The sequence below is a fragment of the Bartonella tribocorum CIP 105476 genome (assembly GCF_000196435.1).
Classification (GTDB): Bacteria; Pseudomonadota; Alphaproteobacteria; order Rhizobiales; family Rhizobiaceae; genus Bartonella; species Bartonella tribocorum.
On the sequence record NC_010161.1, the window covers coordinates 40,403 to 64,622 of the forward strand.

The following is a 24,220-nucleotide window of genomic DNA, read 5'->3' on the forward strand; positions in this document are numbered from 1 at the left end:
TAAAAATAGCCAATTTCTAGCACGGTGGTGTTTTATTGTCACGCAAAATATCGCCCGCAAGATAAAGGGAACCTCCAATAAGAACGATTGCCTCTTGATATTCGACCTTAATTTTATGCAAAGCATCTTGTAGGTGTGCTTGTGGGGATGCAAAGATTCCTACTTTTTGGGCTGATTCAGCTAATTTTATTGGACAGATGCCGGCGTTATTGTCAATAAGCGGTATCGTATATACTTTATCGACAAGGTTCGCTAAAGGACGAAAATAACCGACAGCATCTTTGGTATTGATCATGCCAGCAATCATAATAATGGGACGATTTGTTTTTTTTCTCCATTGTGTAAGTTCAGCCGCAATAACTTTTCCAGCAGCAGGATTGTGACCACCATCGAGCCATAAATCAATATTAGGAGATAGTTGATCAACCAAATGTCCCTGGGTAAGGTGTTGCATCCGTGCGGGCCAATAAATATTTTTCAAAGCGTCATTTATGGTTTGTTCTGAAAGTTGAAAACCTGCTTGACAAACTGCTTCAAGAGAAGCACCAGCATTGGCAATTTGGTAGTCTCCAATAAGGTTTGGAAGGGGAAGATCCATGAGACCCTGATTGTTTTGAAAAACCATACGTCCATGTTCTTTATAGCTTTGATAATCTTGATCAAATAAAGAATAAGGTGCTTTATTTTTATCGGCAAGGGGTATTAAAGTAGCAAGAGTTTTTTCATAATTTTGCTTACCAATAACCACAGGAACGTTTGATTTGATAATCCCCCCTTTTTGAAAAGCGATTTGAGCAATTGTGTTTCCAAGAAAGCTCTCATGATCATAATCAATGGGCATAATAAGCGATACAGCTGGTTTTTTAATAACATTGGTAGCATCAAAACGTCCTCCCAACCCAACTTCTAAAATGATAACATCAGCTGGATGTGTACTAAACAGCATAAAGGCAGCGGCTGTAAAAATTTCAAAAATAGTAATCGGCTCTTGACGATTGATTTTTATAATTTCACGGATTGTTTCAGCCAATAGGCTCTCTGTAACAAGTTGACCACCTCCTTTTTGGCCTAACCGGCAGCGTTCATTCCAGTTGACGAGATGAGGTGAGCTATACATATGAACGCAGTAGCCTGCACTTTCTAAAAGAGCACGACAAATTGCTGAGGCAGAGCCTTTGCCATTTGTTCCAGCAATGTGAATAACAGGGCCAAGTTTTAAATGTGGATTACCAAGCTGCTCTAAAAGGCGAACAATACGCTCTAAAGAAAGATCAAATTTTTTTGGATAGTTTTCCAGTAGATCATCTACGACCTTTTGTACTTGGCTTGGTTGCATGAATTTAGGCTGCTTTTGTTTTAGAAAGCGATGTTTGAGAATCTGTTGGGGATGGGGGGGAAGGGGTAACAACAGCAGGGCGTTTCATCATTAAGCGTAAAAGACGTGCAATAGTCGTTTTCATTTCTAAACGCGATACAACCATATCAATCATACCATGTTCGAGTAGATATTCACTACTTTGAAAACCTTCTGGTAGAGTTTCACGGATCGTTTGTTGAATCACACGTGGACCAGCAAAACCAATCATAGCACCGGGTTCGGCAATGTGAATATCGCCGAGCATGGCGTAAGAAGCCGTAACACCACCCGTGGTTGGATTGGTCAAAACAACAATATAGGGAAGTTTTGCTTCTTTTAGCATTTCAATTGCTACTGTTGTACGGGGCATTTGCATCAATGAGAGTGTTCCTTCTTGCATGCGTGCGCCACCAGAAGCAGCAAAAAGAACCAAGGGGCATTTTTCAGCAATGGCAGTATCAAAAGCTTTGACAATAGCTTCTCCTGAAGCCATACCGAGAGAGCCACCCATAAAGGCAAAATCTTGAACGGTTGCAATAATTGGTAAGCCTTCAATAGTACCGCGTGCACTTAAAATATTGTCATCAACACCAAGTTTAGAACGATAATCTTTTAACCGGTCAATATAACGTTTTTCATCACGAAACTTTAAAGGATCTGTTACAACTTTTGGATTTTCAAGAGCTGTATAGACACCATCATCAAAAAAATGCACGAGACGATTTTTGGCACTAATACGCATATGATAGCCAGAATTAGGAGCCACAAATTGATTGGCTTCCAGATCTTTATGGAAGATCATTTCACCACTGGTAGGATCTTTAATCCACAGATTTTCTGGAATTTCACGGCGTCCCAATATAGAGTTAATTTTAGGACGAACATAATTTGTAATCCAGTTCATCTTTATAGCCTTCCTTTAAATATTACACATCTTTTGCATGATTTGAAAGAATATAGAACTTAAACGGTTACATTTGCTTTTCGGGCTGAACAAACAAGTCTATTTAATGTTTTTATCCGTGCACGTATAGCTCTAACTCCATTGTTTTTTTATTTTTAATATTTCCAATGTCATAACAATCATATGCACAAAGAGTATTCCCTATAACAAATTTCCCAGAAGTTTTAAGAACTTACATATTTTTATTCTTCGATTTTGGTATTAAAACTCATCTCTTGCGCTGGTTAATAAACGGCTTATTTTCTTTTAATAAAAATGAATCTCCAATTACTCATTAATATCAATAGTTTTAAAGCAAAGAAACCTTATAATATAAAACCTACAAGGCGATACGCATCCATTAAAAAGAATGGATATGATAATGTTATGTTAGCGAAACGCTAGCGGCAGAGCAAGATTTTTTTCAAACAGTCTTTTTAAAGCACGCGCGTTTCACATAAAATAAAGCGCTCAAAAAATATCATTTTTATTGTGTATTCATGCGTTGCTATATTTAACAGTCTCACATATTCTCAAAATTCATCTCATGATAGTGCCGATGAAGAGTATATTTCTTCCATAAAAAGCATAAAATTCATATGTTCCCTTATTTTACTGAAATAGAAGGTAATATCATCATACCCTTTGCTAGTTCCAATGTAACAATAATTCTTGCGTTGAGAGAAGGCATGAGAGGCATTTTATATCTTTTTAAAAGTTTTTTTATTCACACGACCGCTCCCGTTTATGATATTTCAACAAACGATTTTAAGTGATTCAACATGAATGGGTGAAAATAAGAAAGCTTTATGATATTGAGTTTTTTTACTCATGTCATAAAATGATAAATTATCATTATAAATCAATATCTTGATTTTAAAAAAAAGGTAAAGCATAAAATTTTATATTATGTTTTCTTTGGCTCGCAAGTTTTGTTAAGTTTAAAGTTCAAGGAATATTATTTTTGTGTGATGCGTGCCATGGTTTTTTGGGAAAGCATTTTGTGTAAATGTGTCATAAAAGCGGCCGCAAAAAGTGGTGTAGCTAGATTCAGAATGGGAATCGAAACAAAAACCGCAATCAACAATCCAGCGCCAAAAACTTTTGTATAATGAGTATGTAAAAAAGCGCGCGCATCTTTCTCTGTTCGAAAACGGTAAGCCGCAAACAAGAAATATTCATGACCGAGCAAATAACCATTAATAACATAAAAAGCAATCAAATTAACACCTGGTATGAAGAATAAAATAAAAGCAATTCCATTACCAATAAGGCTTAAAATAACAAATTTAAAGGAGAGGATAAGAGAACGTCCAAATGGCATAGCTTGTCCAATAGGCTCATTTGGATAATCTTCCTTTTCAATGATTTCAGCAGCAGAGTCAATGAAAAAACCACCTATCATAGCTGTGATGGGAGCAATAAAAAAAGCCAACAAAAGAGCCAAACCAAGATTGAAGATGATAAGCATGCTAAATCCCAACCACCCTGCCCAACTCGGGAGACCAGGAAGAAACTGAGAAGCCCAAGGCCAAAAGTAAGACACAAAAAGTTGGTGCACACATAACCATAAAATGACGAGCACACAAAAAGTAACTCCCAATGCTTTTAGTATCATAATGCTATATTGTGAGGTCAGAAGACGTTGTAAAGCACGATAGGCAGCAGTAAAAATCATAGACTAATAAATTAAGGAAAGAAGCAAAAAAAACAAGAAATATATTGAAGATATTGTGTAATTTTTTATTTCTTGAATTACAAGATCTATTTTCAATAACACTAAGGAAATACATCAATATTGTTTTGTAAAAAGAGGATTTTTCACCTTTATATATTATTCAAATCAGGATAAATTCTTCTTATAGAATGGATAAGATAAAAAATAACGAAGGCTTCTTTGTTTAAAATACAATTTGAATCAATAGAAATTTTGCTTTTAAAAAAAACGAGAAGAATTTAAGAAGCAGCTGTTTTAGAAGAACTTTTAAATATTTTTGTACAAAGTTTAGCTGATTGCGTTTACATGATATATCTAAAAAAATTAAGGTGGTAAGAGATATTGAGGAGGAGTTTTTTACTTCCATTCATCCAATATAGCAGCTTAATTTAATTTATAGCCTTATTTGTTTTGTACGGTCCCTAATATTACTTTTCGATCACTTGGCTTGGCACTCCTCGACTTAGGCTTCTATTCAAAACAATATTGAGGTTAATAAAATAAGGATAAAATTTATGTATTAGTTACGGAAATATTCTGATTTTAGGCAACAGCGTGATTCATGTGATATCGCAATAGGAAAAGAAAGGAACTTTAAACGATTAACACTATATATTTCATAATAGGCAGTTTTTTGAGAAGAAACAAAGAAAGGGAGATGTCACACATGATTAAAAATGATGATATTTTGAGCTATAAATGCAATAAAGTAAAAATTCATTGAAGCACTTTTCATGCAAGTGGTGCATTGTATCAAATAATTTTTAGATAATAACATCATTCATTTATGAAGAGAATTTATCATCTTCAATTTGAATGAGAATCTCAAACATAGAGATATTTTCTCAAATCTTCATTAAAAAAATCATTTATTTGCACATCATAAATAGGACCAATGTAGGGATAACAACATTTAAGAAAGAAAATGTTTTTTGTAAATTTTCCCCAATGCAAGAGCTTTTGTAAAATTGAAGAGTGGCAAATAATGGTTTCAGCTTGTTTTTTTATAGGCTTGAAAAACAGTGGTGCAAAGATTCTATTCTTTATGAAGGCTAGGATAAGATGGGATTTTTTAAAGAAACATCTCTCAACCCTCGTCACACCCATTTCGCAATAGCGCCTGTGAATTGTATAAGGATAAGGCTCCCATGAAGACTATAAAACTTATGAGGGCACCACTCTCTTTATGCTTAACAAAAGAGCATGCTAGCACTATCATACACTTACCCTCAATATTGTGACAAGTCTTGTCTTTTGAAACGGTTCATTATAGTTTTTTTAGTCCTTTCTTAAACACTTTATATTCATGCGGCTATCTTTGCTAACGTGCAAAAAAGGCTGTGATTGATTCAATATCATGGATTTGAAATGAGAAAATCTTACGATATTCGGGTTTCTCATTCAAGTTGAATAACGCTAGATTATTATTATAAATTAATATGTTATCTAATTTAGTCGAGATGGATAGACATCTTCATGGATTCAAAAGTTCAGTTCTTATTTTTTGAGATGTTTTAATAAGGTATTTGAAGAGTTATTCTTTGAAATGGTGTATTTTTTTCTTATGAGGCGTAGGTGTTTGGGGGGTAAAAAATGATACGATGATGTTTGCTAATTTTTGCGCTACGTGTTGTTTACGCATAGGGGGCCATTGTTCAACTTTTTCTTTACTCACAAGATAAACTTGATTTGTATCAGCACCCATGACGCTTGTACCATCTTGTTGAAGAGAAATATCATTAGCAAGAATGAAATCAGCGCCTTTTTCGACACATTTTTTTTGCGCATTGGCAATAATATCACATGTTTCAGCAGCAAAACCAATGACCAGTGAGGGGCGGTTTGGAGCGTGTCCAGTCGTTGCTAAAATGTCAGGATTTTCGACCATATGGAGGGATGGTGGTGTTTTGTGAGCATTCTTTTTAATTTTGTGTAAAGATTGCGTTTGACTGCGCCAGTCACAAACTGCGGCAACAAAGATGGCACCATCAGCAGGCAATGATTCTTGAACGGCTTGTAACATCTGTTGTGCTGTTTCAACATGAATAGTTTTTACTTCTTGTGGGTCTGCAAGATTAACAGGCCCACAAATAAGTGTTACTTTTGCTCCCAAATGCGCAAGAGCAGTTGCAATGGCGTGGCCTTGTTTACCTGAAGACCGATTAGCAAGATAACGCACCGGATCAATTGGTTCATGGGTAGGGCCAGAGGTAACGATGAAATGGCGGCCAGAGAGAGGTTTTTCACGCACATCCAAAAGAGCCTCTATGGCAGCGACAATGGTTAAGGGTTCACTCATGCGCCCATAGCCTGTTTCGTCACGTTCAGCCATATTTCCGATTTCTGGTCCGATAATATGAACGCCATCTGCGCGCAATTGTGCAACATTACGAACAGTGGCTGGATGCGCCCACATAGCTGGATTCATAGCAGGCGCAATTAAAAGTGGACAGCGTGCTGCTAAAAGGACGCAATCGGCTAGATCATCTCCTATGCCATGGGCTATTTTTGCTATGCGATTGGCTGTAGCAGGGGCTAAAATAATGAGGTCAGCTTCCCGTGCTAGTCGGATATGTCCGATATCATGTTCTTCTTCGCGTGAAAATAAATCAGTATATACAGTACGACCGTTGAGAGCTTCAGCGGCTAAAGGCGTAATAAATTTTTGCGCTGCTTTTGTCATAATGATGTTTAAGTGTGCTCCACGTTCTTTTAAACGACGAATGAGATCAAGCGCTTTATAGGCCGCAATACTTCCACCAATAATAAGAAGGAGTGATTTTGATTTCAATGATTGCACTTCAACGGCGCTTACATGAGAGGGGTGTGTGGTGAAAGTGGTGGGATTACTTAAAAGACGGCGCACTTCTTCTTCCATAGAAATGCCATTTTGCGCGGCACGTACGCGCAAAGCTTCTTTAATTTCAGGAGAGAGATTACGAATAGTAATACTGGCCATAAAATACCTCCAATAAACAAAATGATTGCAATGATTTCATTATGGGTATTTTTAGCATATTAAGGAGATTAGAAAAGATGAAAAAAGTAAAAAGTGAAAAAAACGCAACAAAGTGCAATAATAAACAGGCTATAACGACCATAACGGTTTCTACGACTTTGTTCAGCGGCAAGTTGTTTTAGGGTAGCAGGAGAAAGATTAAAACCTGTTGTCCTTATTTGATTGAAATCTTCTTCTATACGTTGGAAATTTTGTAGCAATTGTGGTGTTTTGCGTGCCAGCGAAAGGAGAGCTTGCGCTCCTTCACTAAAGTCTTTTGCAACGCCTACGGGTCCTAAATTTTTACTAATCCATTCTCTGACAACGGGTTCAGAAGCTTTCCACATATTAAAACTGGGGTCTAATGTGCGGGCAACACCCTCCACGACAACCATTGTTTTTTGCAGTAAGAGAAGTTCGGGTCGCGTTTGCATGTCAAACAATTCAGTAACTTCAAACAATAATGTGAGCAACTTAGCCATAGAAATGCTTTGTGCTGATTGTCCGTGAATGGGTTCTCCAATCGCACGATTAGCTTGTGCAAAGCTTTCAATATTATGGTGTGAAGGGACATAGCCTGCTTCAAAGTGGGCACGGGCTACCCGATGGTAATCGCGCGTAATAAAGCCGTAAAGAATTTCAGCCAGGAAATGCTTTTCTTTTTTGCCAAGCCTTCCTGTAATGCCTAGATCAACAGCAACAATACATCCATCTGAGTCTACAAATAAATTACCAGGATGCATATCGGCATGAAAAAAACCGTCACGCAATGTGTGGCGTAGAAAAGACTGAATAAGCGTAATGGCAAGAGCCTGTAAATCAAAACCTGCTTCTTTGAGTTTGGAAATTTCGGATATTCTTATACCATCAATCCATTCCATGGTGAGAACATTCCGCCCTGTCCGTTCCCAATCAATACGAGGAACCCGAAAACCTGTATCCTGTTGAATATTTTCAGCCATTTCAGATATAGCGGCTGCTTCTAAGCGTAAATCCATTTCAAGGCGTGTTGTTTGTGCTAAAGTATCCACCACACGAACAGGACGTAGCCTTCGGGAGGCAGGGATATAACGCTCTTGTAAATGCGCAATGAGATAGAAACCTCTAAGATCTTTAGAAAAACGTGCCCTGATATTAGGGCGAATGACTTTTACGGCACATTTTTTCTTATGACCAGTTTCATCAATATATTCAGCAGGATGAACCTGAGCAACAGAAGCAGCGGCAATGGGGGGATAAAAATTGACGAATAAATCATCAATAGAGCGACCAAGAGAATTTTCGATTTGAGCAATAGCGGCGGTGCAAGAAAATGTTTGGACACGATCTTGTAGTTGTGACAAATCGTCTGCAACATTCCGTCCGACAATATCAGGTCTTGTGGCAAGAAATTGACCAAGTTTTATGTAAGAGGGTCCAAGCTTATTGATGGCATACGAAATATTTTCAGATCGCTGTTTCTTTTTCGTTTTGCGTCGTGCTAATGCACGCGCGATACGATGACATAATGCTGGAAATCCTTGAAGATCATCGTGAGGCAGAGCACTTAAAACACCTTCACGTGTTAAAATCCATCCTGCACGCATCAATTGAAAGTAAGGAGAAATTTGCACCATTTTTAAATTTTCCAACCTGAATGCAGTGCTGCAATCGCACCGGTGAGATTGCGGTATGATACGCGTGAAAATCCTGCTTGCTTGATCATATGGGCAAAATCATTTTGTTTAGGAAATTTGCGAATAGATTCAACCAAATAACGATAAGCATCGCCATCATTTGCAATAAATTGACCCAGCTTAGGGATAGCATGGAAAGACCAAAGATCATAAATTTTATCGAGCCAAGGCATCTCGACATTTGAAAATTCTAAACATAAGAAACGCCCACCAGGCTTTAAAACACGAAAAGCTTCTCTAAGAGCTTGATCAATATGAGGAACATTGCGAATTCCAAAAGCAATGGTGTAAGCATCAAAGCTTTGGTCTTCAAAGGGCAAATGTTCTGCATTGGCTTCAACAAAATCAATTAGAGGGGCAAGACCATTTTTTTGTGCGCGTTGTTTGCCAACGCTGAGCATAGAGCCATTAATATCAAGCACCGTAGCATGGGCTTTTTGACGTGAAGCTTTAAGGATGCGAAAAGCAATATCACCGGTACCACCGGCAACATCAAGAACTTTCCAATGAGAAAGCGCTGGTGGAGAAAGCCATGCAACCATAGAATTTTTCCACACACGGTGTAGCCCTAAGGATAAGATATCATTCATCTTGTCATAATTTTCAGCAACAGAATGAAATACACTATCCACCATGGATTGTTTTTGTGTTTCATCAACTCTTGTAAAACCAAAGGAGTGCTCCATACCCCCTTTGGCTCCTACACGTTCTGTTTCAGTTGCCATGTATATGACCTTCTTCCTTATTTTCTCTTATCGTAAATGAAATAGAGAGGTAATGTTCAAATACGAAAAAACAACGCATAAAACTGCGACGTTTATACAGCCAAAAACAGAAGAGTACCTTTAGATATCAAGATTGGCAACGCTTAAAGCATTGTCTTGAATAAAAATACGTCTAGGTTCAACTTCATCACCCATAAGACGAGAAAAGAGTGAATCTGCATCAGTTGCATCATTAATTTTTACTTGTAAAAGAGAACGCGCATTGGGATCAAGTGTTGTTTCCCAAAGTTGTTCAGCATTCATTTCTCCAAGACCTTTATAACGTTGAAGAGTAATACCCTTTTTACCGTTTGTAAAAATGCTCTCTAAGAGGCTCATAGGTCCAAAAATACGCTCTGTTTTATCTTTACGGCGTAAAAGAAGAGGAGGATGATACAGGTCGCTAAAATTTTGGGAAATGCGATCAATCTGACGTGCGTCTGCTGAGTTTATAAGTCCTGCATCAAGCGTGATAACATCTTTAACACCACGCAAAATACGCTCAAAACATAAACTGCCATCTTCTATATATTGTCCACTCCAACCCTGTTCCATATCATCAGCAATCAGATTAAGGCGGTGTTCGACAGCCTCTGCTATTTTTTGCGCTTTTTCTTGAGTTGCAAAGGCTTCAGGGTTAAAAGCGCCAACAATGGCTGCTTGCTCAACAACATTACGGTCATAACGGGTATGAAGACCATTTAAAAGTTGACGGAATACACGAGCATCTTTAGCGAGTTGATATAAATCAGCTCCTGCACGAACTTCTCCCGTTGAAAGCTCGAGGGTTGTTTCTTCTAGTCCCGTATCGATCAAGAATTCTTCAAAGGCTGCTTCATTTTTAATATATTGAGAAGATTTTCCACGCGATACTTTATAAAGAGGTGGTTGAGCAATATAAAGATGTCCACGTTCAATCAATTCGGGCATTTGTCTAAAAAAGAAAGTGAGCAGCAGAGTGCGAATATGGGCTCCATCAACGTCCGCATCTGTCATGATAATAATCTTATGATAGCGTAATTTATCGGGTGAAAATTCATCTTTACCAATCGACGTTCCAAGAGCTGTAATCAGTGTTCCGATCATATCAGATGAGAGCATACGGTCGAAGCGTGCTCGTTCAACATTGAGGATTTTACCGCGAAGCGGTAAAATTGCTTGATTTTGACGTGAGCGCCCACTTTTTGCTGAACCACCTGCCGAATCTCCCTCGACAATAAAGATTTCTGATTTTGCAGGATCACGCTCTTGGCAATCGGCAAGTTTGCCTGGCAGAGAAGTGATATCAAGCGCTCCTTTTCGCCTTGTAAGTTCACGTGCTTTGCGTGCTGCTTCACGTGCTGTTGCAGCTTCCACCACTTTACTGATGAGAAGCTTTGCTTCATTAGGATGTTCTTCCAGCCATGTCGAAAGCCCTTCATTGACTAAATTTTCAACAATAGGGCGCACTTCAGAAGAAACCAATTTATCTTTTGTTTGTGAAGAAAATTTAGGATCAGGAACTTTGACAGAAAGAATAGCTGTTAACCCTTCACGGCAATCATCACCGGTTAAATTTACTTTTTCTTTTTTGGCAATCCCTGAAGATTCGGCATAACCATTAATTTGACGTGTAAGAGCACTTCTAAAACCGATTAAATGCGTTCCACCATCACGCTGAGGAATATTATTGGTAAAACACAACACTTTTTCATGGTAGGAATCATTCCACCATAGGGCAACATCAACACTCATACCATCTTTTTCACTTGCAATGTAAATAGGCGTATCTAAGAGCGCTTTTTTTGATTGATCAATATATTTGACAAACTCTATCAATCCGCCTTCATAATGCAACTCAACGGCTTTAATGTCAGCATGACGCTCGTCAACAAGAAGAATATGAACCCCAGAATTTAGAAAGGCCAATTCCCGTAAACGGCGCTCTAAAGTTTCAAAATCAAACTCAACCATAGTAAAGGTTTCAGAGCTTGGTAAAAATCTAATTTCTGTTCCACTTTCTTGATCACAATCACCAACAACTTTTAATGGAGCATCAGCCACCCCATGGGTAAATGATATTTCATGAATTTTACCATTTCGTCTGATTTGTAATTTAAGCCAAACAGAAAGTGCATTCACAACAGAGACACCAACACCGTGCAATCCACCCGAAACTTTATAAGAGTTTTGATCAAATTTTCCGCCAGCATGAAGCTGTGTCATGATAACTTCAGCGGCAGAAATACCTTCTGTTGGATGGATATCTGTTGGAATTCCACGTCCATTATCACGAACGGAACAAGAACCATCAGCATGGAGTGTGACGTTTACAAGAGTTGCATGACCAGCTAGAGCTTCATCGATAGCATTGTCTACAACTTCATAGACCATATGATGTAACCCCGACCCATCATCTGTATCACCAATATACATACCAGGACGTTTGCGTACAGCATCAAGACCTTTGAGAACTTTAATAGAAGCGGCGCCATAGTCATCGCCTTTTGTCGGTGAGGTACTTTGTGTCGGTGAGGTTATTTCATCACTCATAAGTTGGTCCATTCCTGTGTTCAATTTACAATATTCTATCTGCTTTTTTACAGCTCAATGTTCTGATCAGTTATTTATGGAATAACCACATTAAACATTTACCGTATATCAGCTCTAGATTCAATATCTGTCGATATATAATGGAGAGAATGATGAAATGATATGACACTATTATACAGTAAAACACCGTCATTTAGGGCGATAATATAAGAAAAGTAAGTTTCTCTTTGTTATATTTAAGTATTTTTACAGTGCGTGGTGAATATTTAGAGCAGTGCTTATCCATATAGCTTTTCGTTAAGTGTATCGCATGAATGGGAAGACCAAAGAAATTAAAAGCGTAATTTATCGAGAAAAATCGACTGTTTATAATCCAACGTTGATATGAATCCTTTTCCTTTAAGATTTGGGGACAAAATCGATTAAGCTTTACGTAAATTTTAAAATCTATGTGAAGAGTAATATTGTCGTTTATTTTTGCATATGCTTAATATTTCAAGATGAGTTGTGCATCTTTATGTTACGCTAACGAGGATTTACATTCTTACCGATAAATCAATTTTCACTTCTAATGAAGTTAATACTATGTGTCCTCTAAGTTTCTCAACTTTTTGTATGTTAGATTGAGGTGAGAATATTGTGTGTATTTGTTTGTGTGATTCCCGTTATGGCGATTACATCTCTCATTCAAAATAAAACACCATTGTGTTGCTTATTCACACACTTCTTTTAAGAAGCATCTCTCAATGTTTCCAGATTTATTTTACGACGATATTTGAAGAGTATAACATCAAATACCTTGTGAATGCTATAAGGTTCATTTCTCTCAAATTGCTTTTTATATACTTGTTTGGGAAAAATTGAGGTCATTTGAGATAAAAAGTTGAAGCATTTTCAATGTATTTTAAAAAAAATATATGAAAATTTTTAACAGTTTAGAAAAGTGCAAGAATTTTATTGATTAAGCGGAAGATATTTTTGTGAAGTGCGTTAGATAATAGCTAAGTAGAGTTTTGTCTTAGCTTTGAAAAATGGGGGGAGAGATTTTGAAAATAAGAAAACTTATACATGTAAAATATCTTCAATGGTGTTTACGGTATCTTTTACTCCATAATTTATACACTATTTTTATTCGTATTTTATTTATAGCAGGGGGATTTCTATTTTCCTCTTACGCAGAAGCTGAAATAGCTGAAAAGTTGCCTTCTTTTTTTGATTCGCATGAACATTGGGTCCAACCTGATACAACGGATATTATTCGTTTGCGTTTTGTAACAACTTTTGATTTTCCCCCCTTTAATTTTCTTGATCAAACGGGGCATCTTGCAGGTTATCATATTGATTTATTGCGCGCTATTTGTTCAAAATTAAAATTAGAAAAATTTTGTGAAGTAGAGGTGGTTCCTTGGAAAGAGCTTGTGGAGCATGTCAAAAATGGTGGTGCAGAAGTCATTATTGCGGGTTTAAAGGAAACAAGTCAAATCCAGCGAGATCTTGTCTTTACAAAGCCATATTTGCGCTTTCCAGCGCGATTTTTTGCTTCTCGAAAGTTAAATCTCGATGAACCAATAAGCAATCAATTAGTCCATTTAACCAGTGGTGTTTTGTCTAAAAGTGTTCACGAACAGCTTTTTCATTATTATTTTCCTAAAGCCCAATGGAAAGGATTTAAAGAGAGAGAAGAGCTCTATAAAGCCTTACAGGAGCATAAAATTGACCTTATTTTTGATGATGGATTTGCTTTATCGTTATGGGTCAAAAGTCAAAAATCTGTTGATTGCTGCCATTTTGTTGGAGGAGTATATATGGCACCACAGTTATTGGGGCAAGGAATGCAGCTTGCTGTGGCAAAAAAGAACGAAAAATTGATTGATATCCTCAATTATGCACTAAAATCACTGGAAGAGGATGGTAAACTTACAGAGCTTTATTTGCGTTATTTTCCAATAAGTTTTTACTGATGAATAGTTTTTTAGTTAAGAGCTGTTAATCTTTCCGTACCGAGTCGATAAGAGATAGCTTCTGCGAGGTGATGGCGTGAAAGATTATCGGCTTCATCAAGATCAGCAATCGTACGCGCAACTTTGAGAATGCGGTGATAAGCACGTGCAGAAAGGTGCATTTTTTCACTCACATCTCGTAAGAGTGTGGCGGCATTTTTATCAGGAATGGCAATTTGTTCTATGATTTTAGCAGGGCAATCGCCATTGGTTCGGATATGGTCAAACCCTAGTGTTGCAAAACGCTTGGCTTGAATGGTACGGCATCGTGCGACGCGTTTGGCAACATCACAGCTTTTTTCTGATTGCTCTGGTTGCATAAGGTCCATTGCTGTTAAAGCAGGAACATCAATCCGTAAATCAATTCGATCGAGCAACGGACCAGAAATACGGGATTGATAATCGATTTGACAGCGTATTCCTTTAGCACAAACGTGGCCTTTTTCACCTGCCATACCGCATCGGCAAGGATTCATTGCGGCAATGAGTTGGAAGCGAGCAGGATAGCTGATATGGTGATTAGCGCGCGCTATAACCGATTCTCCACTTTCTAAAGGTTGACGAAGAGAATCAAGAACCTGCGGAGAAAATTCAGGCAATTCATCAAGAAATAACACACCATTATGGGCAAGTGAAACTTCTCCCGGTCGTCCTTTAAGCCCCCCACCAATCATTGCTGCCATAGAAGCAGAATGATGTGGAGCACGAAAGGGACAATGAAGTGAAATGGTATTATGAACTGTTTCTCCTGTAATAGAAGCAATCAGAGAAACATCTAAAAGTTCACGACTATCAAGAGGGGGTAAAATAGAAGGTAAGCGTTGCGCCAACATAGATTTTCCAGCCCCAGGAGGACCGACAAATAAAAGGTTATGGCGTCCAGCAGCACAAACTTCTAAGGCACGTTTAGCTGTTTTCTGTCCTTTGATTTCGCAAAGATCTGGAAGTTCAGTTTCGATAGTATATTGGCGCGGTTGTGGACGTTTTTGAATTTGAGTTCCTTTAAAATGATTGACGATAGTAAGAAGGGTCTCTGGGGCAAGAATATTTATTTCCGCATTTGCCCATGCTGCTTCAGGTCCACATTGAAAAGGACAAATTAGTCCTTTATCGAGAGACACTGCTGTCATAGCAGCTGGTAAAACGCCATTGACAGCGGTCAGTGAACCATCCAGTGACAATTCGCCTAAAATAACATAGTCTTGCGCTACTTCGGGAGGGAGAATTCCCATAGCAAGCATTAAGCCTACGGCGATTGGCAAATCATAATGCGATCCCTCTTTAGGCAAATCAGCTGGTGCAAGATTAATTGTAATTCGTTTGGTCGGCATAGAAAGCCCACAAGCATGGAGGGCTGCTTGTACACGTTCACGGCTTTCTGCAACTGCCTTATCGGCTAATCCAACAATAGCCATTCCTATTTTACCGGGCGAAATCATAACCTGTACATCGACAGGGACTGCTTCTAGACCGCGAAAAGCAACAGTTGTAATCCGTGCAATCATTTATCTCTCCCCCTTTAGACTTGGGAGAGACAATCATATCTACGCATAAAAATCAAGAAGCATCTCTATGGTTTTTTTTATGAAAAGATCTATATACGTACGCAGGTTTTTGTAGCGTTCTCATGGCAAGTTATTTGTACAAATTTAACCATGATAATATGGAGCGCAATAAAACATTTATAATAAGCTAAATGAATATGTTAAGAAAAAGGAATAAGGCTGTTTGTATGATACAACAGGGTAAAATTTTGTGAAGATATGAGGGGAGGGGGGACGTTATGTATCGCAGAGTGTTATTTGATGTGATAAAACGTATAAAGTATGCAAAGTGGTTATACTTACCGTTCTTATTTTATATTATTTAAAGTGTAGTAAATGCAGAGTGTATTAAAGGTATCTGATTTATGGTATACCAGATAAGAATTTTGTTAAAATCAGGAACTGTGCGCTGTGTATTTATGAGCTTGTGTTTTGCTTTTTCTTTTCCACAGCCACTTGCTGCATTTGATTTTTTGGGCATCTCTCTTTTTGGTCAAAAGAAAACAAATTCTTCTTCACAGCATGTCAAAAATACAGAGAAATTTTATAAAGTTGACATTGTTACACCACCAGGGGCGCCCTTAGAAGGTATAAAAATAGTTAAATCTGTTTCTTCTCTTTTTGCCGATAAAGAGAAAGCATCTGCGAGTTCGTCTGGTTTGTTAGCTAAAGCGCGTTCAGATTATCGGGCGATTCTTTCTGCTCTTTATGCTGATGGGCGTTACGGTGGTGTTATTAGTATTAAAATTAATGGTTTAGAAGCCGCTGATTTAAGTCCGGTAACGCAACTTCCAGCACAATCCAATATCGTTATTACGATTAATGCTGGTCCACAATATGTTTTTAGTCTTGCAAATATTGATAAAGTAGCGCCTTATGAAAAATGTAAAGTGCATAAAATGCCCACAATTGAAGAACTGGGCTATAAAGTTGGAGCTATTGCCAAATCTGAAACCATTTTGAAAGCAGAAAAATGGGCGGTAGAAGGATGGCGTCAACAAGGTTATGCTAAAGCTAAGATTATGAAAAGTGATATCGTAGCTGACCATGCTGCATTGCGTATTGAAGGACGGATTGTTGTTGATCCTGGACAAAAGGCTTATTATGGTCCTTTAAGTGTACGGAATATAAGTAACAACCCCCGTGTAGATTCAGATTATATCGCATGGATGACCGGATTGAAGCTAGGTCAGAAATACGATTCCGATGCGTTAGCTAAGGCAAATGAACGTCTTGCACGCCTTGGAGTTTTTCGTGCTATCAATATACGTGAGGCTGATACCATTAACCCAGATGGCAGTTTACCACTTATGCTTGTTGTACAAGAACGTAAACCGCGTCGTTTCGGTATAGGTGGCAGTTATTCAACATTAGATGGTGCTGGTTTTGAAGCTTATTGGATGCATAACAATCTTTTTGGTCACGCAGAGACCCTTAAACTTGAAACAAAAATAAGTGGTGTTGGCAGTAACAAAAAGCAATCATACAATTTCAAAAATTTTGATTATCTTTTCGGTGGTACGTTTATAAAACCTGGTGTACTCACGCCTGATACAGATCTCAGATCAGAATTAAAAATACAGCAAGATGTTTTAGAAAATTATACAACAAAAGCCATAAAAGGGAAATTAGGTATTAGGCATATTTTCAATAGTCATCTATCGGGACAGACTGCTATAGAAATTTCAAATGGTTACTCACGTGATATCTATTTTGGGAGTCGTAATTTTACAACAATTGGTTTCCCTACCGGTTTGATTTACGATAGCCGTAATAATAAGTTTAATGCAACAAAAGGGTTATATGGTGAAGTTCTGATTGAGCCTTTTTATGAAATGCGATTTAACGATTTTGTGACAAAAATAACGGCAGAAGGTCGTTCTTATTGGGCGCTAGATGAAGGAGGCCGTTTTGTTTTTGCTGCACGGGCAAAGCTTGGTACAATTCTTGGGAGTGATAAAGCACAAGTCCCTGCAGATACGCTCTTTTTTGCTGGAGGTGGTGGCTCTGTTCGTGGTTATGCTTATCGTAATATTGGTGTCAAAATAGAAAATGATGCAGTCATTGGTGGACGGGCGCTTATTGAGGGTGCGGCAGAATTGCGTGTTTCTCTAAATGATAAAGTAGGATTTGTCAGTTTTCTTGATGGAGGTCTCGTAGGAGAAAAGGCAAAATTTGATTTTTCTCAAAAAATTAAATGGGGAGCTGGTATAGGAGGTCGCTATATGACGGGTCTTGGTCCTTTACGCATTGATTTAGCCTTTCCTTTAAAAAGAGAGCAAGGTGATCCTCGCATTGGTTTTTATGTGGGTATAGGACAAGCATTTTAATGAAAAAAAGTGTACGTTTATCAGCTTTCTTCTTTGTTTTTTTGTTTTTGGGGGTCGGTAGTTTTGTTTTTGCGCAGAGAGAAGACCGTATTCCCTCTAACGAGGAGACAGTAGATGATCGTTCGTGGTTTGTTTCTTTAATCGAACGAAAGCTTTCAGCGCCTAATCGTCAAGTTCGTTTACACAATATGCAAGGGGCACTGTCCTCTCAAGCATCAGTTGATGTTATTACTGTCAGCGATAAAAAGGGGATTTGGCTTAAAATTACTCATGCTAAAATGGATTGGAATCGTCTAGCGTTATTAAGAGGGCGGATAGATATTAATCAACTTTCGGCAGAACAGGTTACGTTTTTACGCAAACCACAAGGCAATTCCTCCCTTGTTTCTTCCCTTGAGACGGGGAAGTTTTCTCTCCCCAAATTGCCACTTGCTCTTTCTATCAATAGGCTTACAGCGCAACATGTGACGTTTGAACAGAATCTTTTTGGTCTTCCTGCTGATACGTCTTTAGAAGGCAGTTTCACTTTGGCGAGTGGTAATTTTGATATTGATATAGCGGCACATCGTTTAGATGCGCCGGGTTCTTTTTCTGTTCTTACCAAGATATCTGAAAGCGATCGTACAGCTCAAATTGATATCTCTGCTGATGAACCACAAAACGGTATTTTGGCAAATGTTTTGAATATTGAAAAACGCCCGGCATTAAATTTCGTCATTAAAGGTAAGGGTACTTTTGATGATTTGGTTATCAAACTTTCTTTAGAAGCCGATCATCATTCTGTTTTAGATGGTAATATTATTCTTGCAAGTGTTTCAGAAGGATACAATTTTTCTACGCGACTAGAGGGTGTACTGAGTCCTTTAATGCCTTCTCAATATCGTGACATTTTTACGTCTGGTATAACGTTAAAAGCAGAGGCAAAGAGAACAAGAGAAGGTGTGACACATCTTGATCAGATGGTACTTCAGAGCAAAGAAATGAATGTTTTAGCCAATGCTGAAATAACAGCCGATGGATTTTTGCGGCGGCTTTTTGTCGATGGCAAAATGGCTTTTGATAAGGAAAAGGACTCTGTTCATTTACCTTTATCAAAAACGCCAAAACCTGCAAATAATATTTCTTTAAACATTGACTATGGTCGCGAAGGACAGCAATCTTGGAATGGGCGGTTGGTTGTACATCATTTGAGCAATAAAAATATTTATATTCGCGATGCTGTTTTTGATATGGGGGGAGTAAGCGAAAATCTTGATAATGCGGCTTCTCGTCATGTTGGTGTTCAGGTTAATGGAACGCTTCAAGGAGTTAAAAAGATTAAAGGAACATTGGTAGAAGATTTAAGCCAAGTGGTTCATATGCATTTAGATACGGATATTGTTTCGCATAAACCAATTTTGATTCATGATTTTAGTGTTACGGCTCAGGGGTTTTCTTCTTGGTTAAAAGGGACAATGGAGCATTTTATCTTTAAAGGCGATCTTGGTTTAAAAGCTCAAACATTAACTCCTTTGGAAATATTCAATAAACAACCGCTCTCTGGTAGTGCAGATATTAAAGCCAAGGGGACTCTCGGTTTATTGAATGGTACTTTTGATCTAAAGTTATCAGGGATAGCTGAAAATATGAAAATAGGCGTGCAGCCTTTTGATCGTTTATTCAAAGGAAATATCACTCTTTCAGGTGGCGCTGCTCGAAATATGAATGGCTTCACTTTACGTCATTTGAATTTGAAAAATCAATATGCAAATATAAAGGCTGATGGTTATTTTTCAGATGAAAATGCTAAAATGGATTTGTCTGCTCAAATATTAGATTTGGCCAAATTAGATCCGAAGATAAGCGGTGTACTTACCATTCAAGGGACAGCAAGAGGGCGCAATAGCCATATAAAACTCAATACAAGTGCTCATATTGCTGAAGCGTTAGTCGTTGGGAAGAAACTTCAAAACACAACATTTAATATAAAGGCACTTGTAGATAATACAGCACCGATTACTTCTTTAACAGGAGAGGTAAAAGGTGAAGGAATTTTTTCTCATAAACCTCTGCATTTATCTGCTTCTTTTCAAAATTCTCAGAAAATAAGGAAACTTGAAAATATTGATATTAAAGGGGGAAGTGCAAAAATAACGGGTGATATTTCTCAACAACTTGGAGGTTTTTTAAAAGGAGCGTTGCATATTGATGCCGATGATATTTCAGTACTTTCAGCGTTATTTTTGCAGGATGGGAGTGGAAAAGTAAAAGGAGATTTTATTTTTGATGAACAAAATGGCAAACAGATAGCCAATGTGAAGGCGCATGTTAACCATTTGAATTTTGCTAAGAATAAAATAAAAAAATTAGCAATAGATGCTGATATATTTGATCCTTTTGGCGTGACTCAGTTTGAAGGTGTTATCAATGCAGAACATATTCAAACACCTTTTATAATGGTCAATCATTTAAATGCGCACGCTAATAGAGATAATGAACAAACGGTTTTTACTGTTAAAGCAATGTTGCATGACACTCTCAAGGCTCATCTTTCTGGTCGTATGATGGCTATGGAATTTCCAGAAGGCGTAAAACGAGAAGTGCAAATTGCAACCATGGATTTAAATCAACACAATCTTCATGCAACGCTGCCGAAACCATCGATAATTATTTTTGATAAAGATGGAATGGCAATTAATGAATTAGGAATTGCAATAAATGGCGGTAAAATTACCCTTGCAGGGAATATTCAAGATACTCTGAATTTGCAACTTAACATAGATTCTCTTCCTGCTACTTTAGCCAATCTGTGGAAATCCGATCTTGGAGCCGCAGGGAGTGTAACAGGACAGGTTATGATTCGTGGGCATTTTAAAAAACCCGATATAATCTACGATATAAAAGGTGAAGGACTGACAACCGTTGCTCTTCAAGATAAAAAAATTATGCCTTTTTCGCTTTCTGCTACGGGGAAAACCTTAGATCAAAATCTTACTTTGAATGCAAGTTTAACAGGAGAAGGAGCACAAGCACAAGCTCAGGGGCTTGTATCTTTAGACAAAGACAAGCTTGATTTCCATATCAATTTGCAAAATTTATCTGCACGTTTTGCAAATAGTTTTATTGCAGGACAAGCATTTGATGGGACGTTGATAGGCAAAGTTGATATTGGGGGGACAATGAAAGATCCATCTGCTCATTTTGATTTTTCTAGTCAAAGTTTAACTGCTATGACACCTAAAGGACCGATGTCAATCAATATAAATGCTCGTGGTTCTTATAAAAAATCGACATTTCGCATTGAAAATATGATAGCAACAGGAGATAAAGGATTAGATCTTTCCATCCATGGGCCTGTTTCTCTTAATGGTTCAGAGGCAAAATTAAACATTAAAGGGATAATGCCTCTTGATTTTGTTAATCTCTTATTAGCTAAACGTGGTGCAAATATAACGGGTACAGCAAGAATTGATACAGTTCTTAATGGTGCGTTATCAAAGCCGCAATTGACAGGAAATATTTCTATAGGCGATGGTAGTTTTTTTGATTCAAAAACCAATGTAGGACTGAATAATATAACGCTTGAAGGCAAATTAAATGGCGATCATATTCTTATAGAGAAAGCTTCAGCTTCTTCGTTTGAGGGGGGGGGAATTTCTGCTTCAGGTCGTATCTCTCATGATCTAGAGACAGATTTGATCTTTCATCTTGATAATGCCAACTATAATGATGGTTCTATGATTCTTGCAACATTGTCAGGTGAGATGAAAATGACAGGTCATTTTTTGAGTGATCTTGTTATTGGTGGTGATATTATCGTTGAAAAAGCTGAAATTGTGGTTCCTGATCATTTTAAAAATGCTAAGTTTCTTGATATCAGAAATAAGAATTTAACAAAACCAATTCAAACAACACTTGAACGTGCTGATGTTAAGAGCACGAACAAAAGCCCTAGTGTCACAGAAGAATCGTCATCTGTTGTGCTATCAAATATGCGTATTACAGCACGTAATCAGTTTTTTGTACGCGGAAAAGGGTTAGATGCTGAACTGGGAGGACGCATTAATCTAGCGGGTCCATTAAATGATGTGCATCCAGTGGGTGAGTTTAGAATGATTCGTGGACGTTTTGATATTCTTTCACAACGTCTTAATTTTGATCAAGGACAGGCGAGTTTTAGCGGTACTCTTAATCCTATAGTTTATTTTGTAAGCAACAATAACAGTGGTGACATTCGCGTTACTGTAACCGTAAGTGGCACGATTGATAATCTTGATATTAATTTTTCTTCACAACCGAATTTGCCTCAGGATGAGATTTTGGCACGTTTGATTTTTAATCGCTCTCTTAATGAACTATCGCCATTTCAGATTGCTCAACTTGCGGCAGCCGCAGCTGATCTTGCGGGGGCTTCTAATACATCTTTGTTGAACACTTTACGCACTAAAATTGGGCTTGATGATCTTGATGTTATTGTTAATGAAAAGGGTAATACAGGCTTACGCATTGGACGCTATATACACAATAACATTTATTTAGGTTTTGAAGCAGGGTCTGATGGAACGACGAAAGGAACAATTAATTTGGATATTTCGCGTCATCTCAAAGCTAAAGGTGCTGTAGGAAATGAACAAAATTCTAGTATTGGTCTCTTTTATGAAAGAGATTACTAAAGTTTAAATTTTAAAAAACAAATTCTTTATTTTTTGTCTCTCATTTTTAAGGTTGAGGAAGGAAGCCTAGACTAGGAATACACCTAAAGAAGAAATGTTTTATTGCGATGTGAAGAGAACGATCTAAAATATTCGGTTTTTTCTTTATGACGTCTTCTAAAGAGACAAAATCTTCACAAAAGAGAGTATGTTATTTTGCTAATCTATACGTAATTTTAGAGAAATACTTAAACCTTGTTCTCAAGCCCATTTCATACTGTTGCCTAAAGAGTATAACTCATGCAAAATATTGACTTTATAAAGATAGTTTATTGTTATGCAACTTGAGTTAGAACTTTTAACGTTGAATGCCATAAGATTTTCTCATTCATTACAAATCTCTTTCATGTTGAATCACTCAAAACTATTCGCTTGCATGTTACAAGTGGGGAAGCCCCGCGTGGATAAAAACAATTAAGCAATGGCAAAATACCTCCTATGAACCATCTCGAGAGCTAAGGGCTGTAGCAACACCCACGAGTTGGCAAAATAGTGTGAATGGTACCGGTTTGTTACTCCGTAAGCGTAAAGATAGGGGCGCTCAATAGATTGATCGTTGTACAATTCATGCAGGTTTTCGCGAAATGAACTTGGGAGAACGTTGCGAGACATATCTTTAAAACAAGCCCATGAATTTGCAATGCAATGGCATTTCTATTTAACGTGAAGGACGTGTCTCCATTAAAGAGCAAGACAAACAAAAGCGTGAGGCACGTGTAGAATTCAGAAGATATCGATTTCATTTGCAAACGTATTTAAAGCAATATTTTTAATAATAAAAAGTGATCTATTGTTTTAAATTTTTGTTTATTATGTTTTTGAATGATATCACTTTTCTTATAACGAACAGCCCCTCAAATAGAACACCATTATGTTGCAAATTCATATGTTTGTGCTTGTTTTAAAGAAACATTTTTCCGTGTAGGCTTGAGTCTATTTCACAATACTGCTTGTGAAATGAGATAAAGTATCTCTTATGATGGTATAAAATCCATATTACCGTTATCAATAAAAATATAAGTATTTAATAAAGATATAAGTTGGCATTATCATTCTATTTTCAGCTTCTCATGTCTGCCGATAACTTTTGCACTTGAAAGCGTAGAGGTATTTTTATTGCTTATTTTAAGCGTTTTTATAGATACACCAATGTTTTTTTATGATGTACCACAAGTGCTTTTGATTGTTTCATCGTAAATGTAAAGAAGAAATAGGCAAATGACATTGTATCTTTTATCTGAGATGAAAATAATAAATTATGATTACAAATCAATATGTTAATATATATCAAAAGATATTTTTTGTAAAAATATTTATCAGACTTATATCGTATTTTTCTATTTAAACGGTTAGAAAGAAGAGAAATTTTGTTTTGCTTTTCATCTGTTTTTTGAGCATATTGAAATTATAGCTTTATATCAGAAATAACGTTGTGCATGTACAAGCGCTTCAAGAAGTTAAGGTATTTGAGGAATATCATTTTAGCTTCTAGAGGCGAAGATAAAACAGAAAAGCTTGCTCTCAAGCAATCTACAACAGTAAAAAGTTTTATAATAAATCTTTTCTTATTTTTTCAGTCTTTTTTTACATTGAGTGTATCTATAGTTTACAGCACACTTTTTGTAATTGGTAGTTTATCCTGCTGTACCATAAAAGACTGTTATTTGA

11 protein-coding genes are annotated in these 24,220 nt (G+C 37.3%); 3 read left to right on the top strand and 8 right to left on the bottom strand.

Annotated elements, in window-relative coordinates; all coding sequences use genetic code 11:
• Window positions 1–16 precede the first annotated feature (16 nt).
• The 7 genes from BTR_RS00250 to gyrB form a co-directional block, all read right to left on the bottom strand.
• Entirely contained in the window at window positions 17–1,336 is a 1,320-nt protein-coding gene (locus tag BTR_RS00250) for a bifunctional folylpolyglutamate synthase/dihydrofolate synthase (RefSeq protein WP_012230318.1), read from the bottom strand.
• 4 nt (window positions 1,337–1,340) lie between these two features.
• Window positions 1,341–2,261 carry an acetyl-CoA carboxylase, carboxyltransferase subunit beta gene (gene accD, locus BTR_RS00255; protein ID WP_012230319.1) on the bottom strand — a complete coding sequence of 307 codons (921 nt, stop codon included), beginning with the start codon at window positions 2,259–2,261 and terminating at the stop codon, window positions 1,341–1,343.
• Window positions 2,262–3,258: 997 nt separating this feature from the next.
• Entirely contained in the window at window positions 3,259–3,978 is a 720-nt protein-coding gene (locus BTR_RS00260) for a sulfate transporter family protein (protein WP_012230320.1), read from the bottom strand.
• A 1,573-nt stretch (window positions 3,979–5,551) separates the two neighbouring features.
• Window positions 5,552–6,976 (bottom strand): bifunctional phosphopantothenoylcysteine decarboxylase/phosphopantothenate--cysteine ligase CoaBC, encoded by a 1,425-nt coding sequence (gene coaBC / locus BTR_RS00270; protein WP_012230324.1) that lies wholly within the window; start codon window positions 6,974–6,976, stop codon window positions 5,552–5,554.
• 68 nt (window positions 6,977–7,044) lie between these two features.
• The gene (ubiB, locus tag BTR_RS00275; RefSeq protein ID WP_012230326.1) at window positions 7,045–8,631 is read right to left on the bottom strand and encodes a 2-polyprenylphenol 6-hydroxylase; all 1,587 of its coding nucleotides are present in this window, start codon (window positions 8,629–8,631) and stop codon (window positions 7,045–7,047) included.
• A gap of 2 nt (window positions 8,632–8,633) precedes the next feature.
• Window positions 8,634–9,416, bottom strand: coding sequence for a bifunctional demethylmenaquinone methyltransferase/2-methoxy-6-polyprenyl-1,4-benzoquinol methylase UbiE (gene ubiE / locus BTR_RS00280; RefSeq protein WP_012230327.1), 783 nt, complete (start codon window positions 9,414–9,416; stop codon window positions 8,634–8,636).
• A 120-nt stretch (window positions 9,417–9,536) separates the two neighbouring features.
• Window positions 9,537–11,987 carry a DNA topoisomerase (ATP-hydrolyzing) subunit B gene (gene gyrB, locus BTR_RS00285; protein ID WP_012230336.1) on the bottom strand — a complete coding sequence of 817 codons (2,451 nt, stop codon included), beginning with the start codon at window positions 11,985–11,987 and terminating at the stop codon, window positions 9,537–9,539.
• Between the two features lie 1,031 nt (window positions 11,988–13,018).
• Between gyrB and BTR_RS00290 the strand changes: the two genes are divergently transcribed.
• Window positions 13,019–13,948, top strand: a complete 930-nt coding sequence (locus BTR_RS00290) for a transporter substrate-binding domain-containing protein (RefSeq protein WP_012230337.1) — start codon at window positions 13,019–13,021, stop codon at window positions 13,946–13,948.
• A gap of 11 nt (window positions 13,949–13,959) precedes the next feature.
• On the opposite strand, the gene BTR_RS00295 is transcribed toward BTR_RS00290, so the two are convergent.
• Window positions 13,960–15,492, bottom strand: a complete 1,533-nt coding sequence (locus BTR_RS00295; RefSeq protein WP_012230338.1) for a YifB family Mg chelatase-like AAA ATPase — start codon at window positions 15,490–15,492, stop codon at window positions 13,960–13,962.
• A 404-nt stretch (window positions 15,493–15,896) separates the two neighbouring features.
• Between BTR_RS00295 and BTR_RS00300 the strand changes: the two genes are divergently transcribed.
• Window positions 15,897–17,861 carry an autotransporter assembly complex protein TamA gene (locus BTR_RS00300; RefSeq protein WP_012230339.1) on the top strand — a complete coding sequence of 655 codons (1,965 nt, stop codon included), beginning with the start codon at window positions 15,897–15,899 and terminating at the stop codon, window positions 17,859–17,861.
• A complete protein-coding gene (locus tag BTR_RS00305; protein WP_012230340.1) occupies window positions 17,861–22,513 on the top strand; it encodes a translocation/assembly module TamB domain-containing protein in 4,653 nt (1,550 codons plus the stop codon). Before BTR_RS00300 ends, BTR_RS00305 begins: the two co-directional genes overlap by 1 nt.
• The last annotated feature ends 1,707 nt before the right edge of the window (window positions 22,514–24,220 follow it).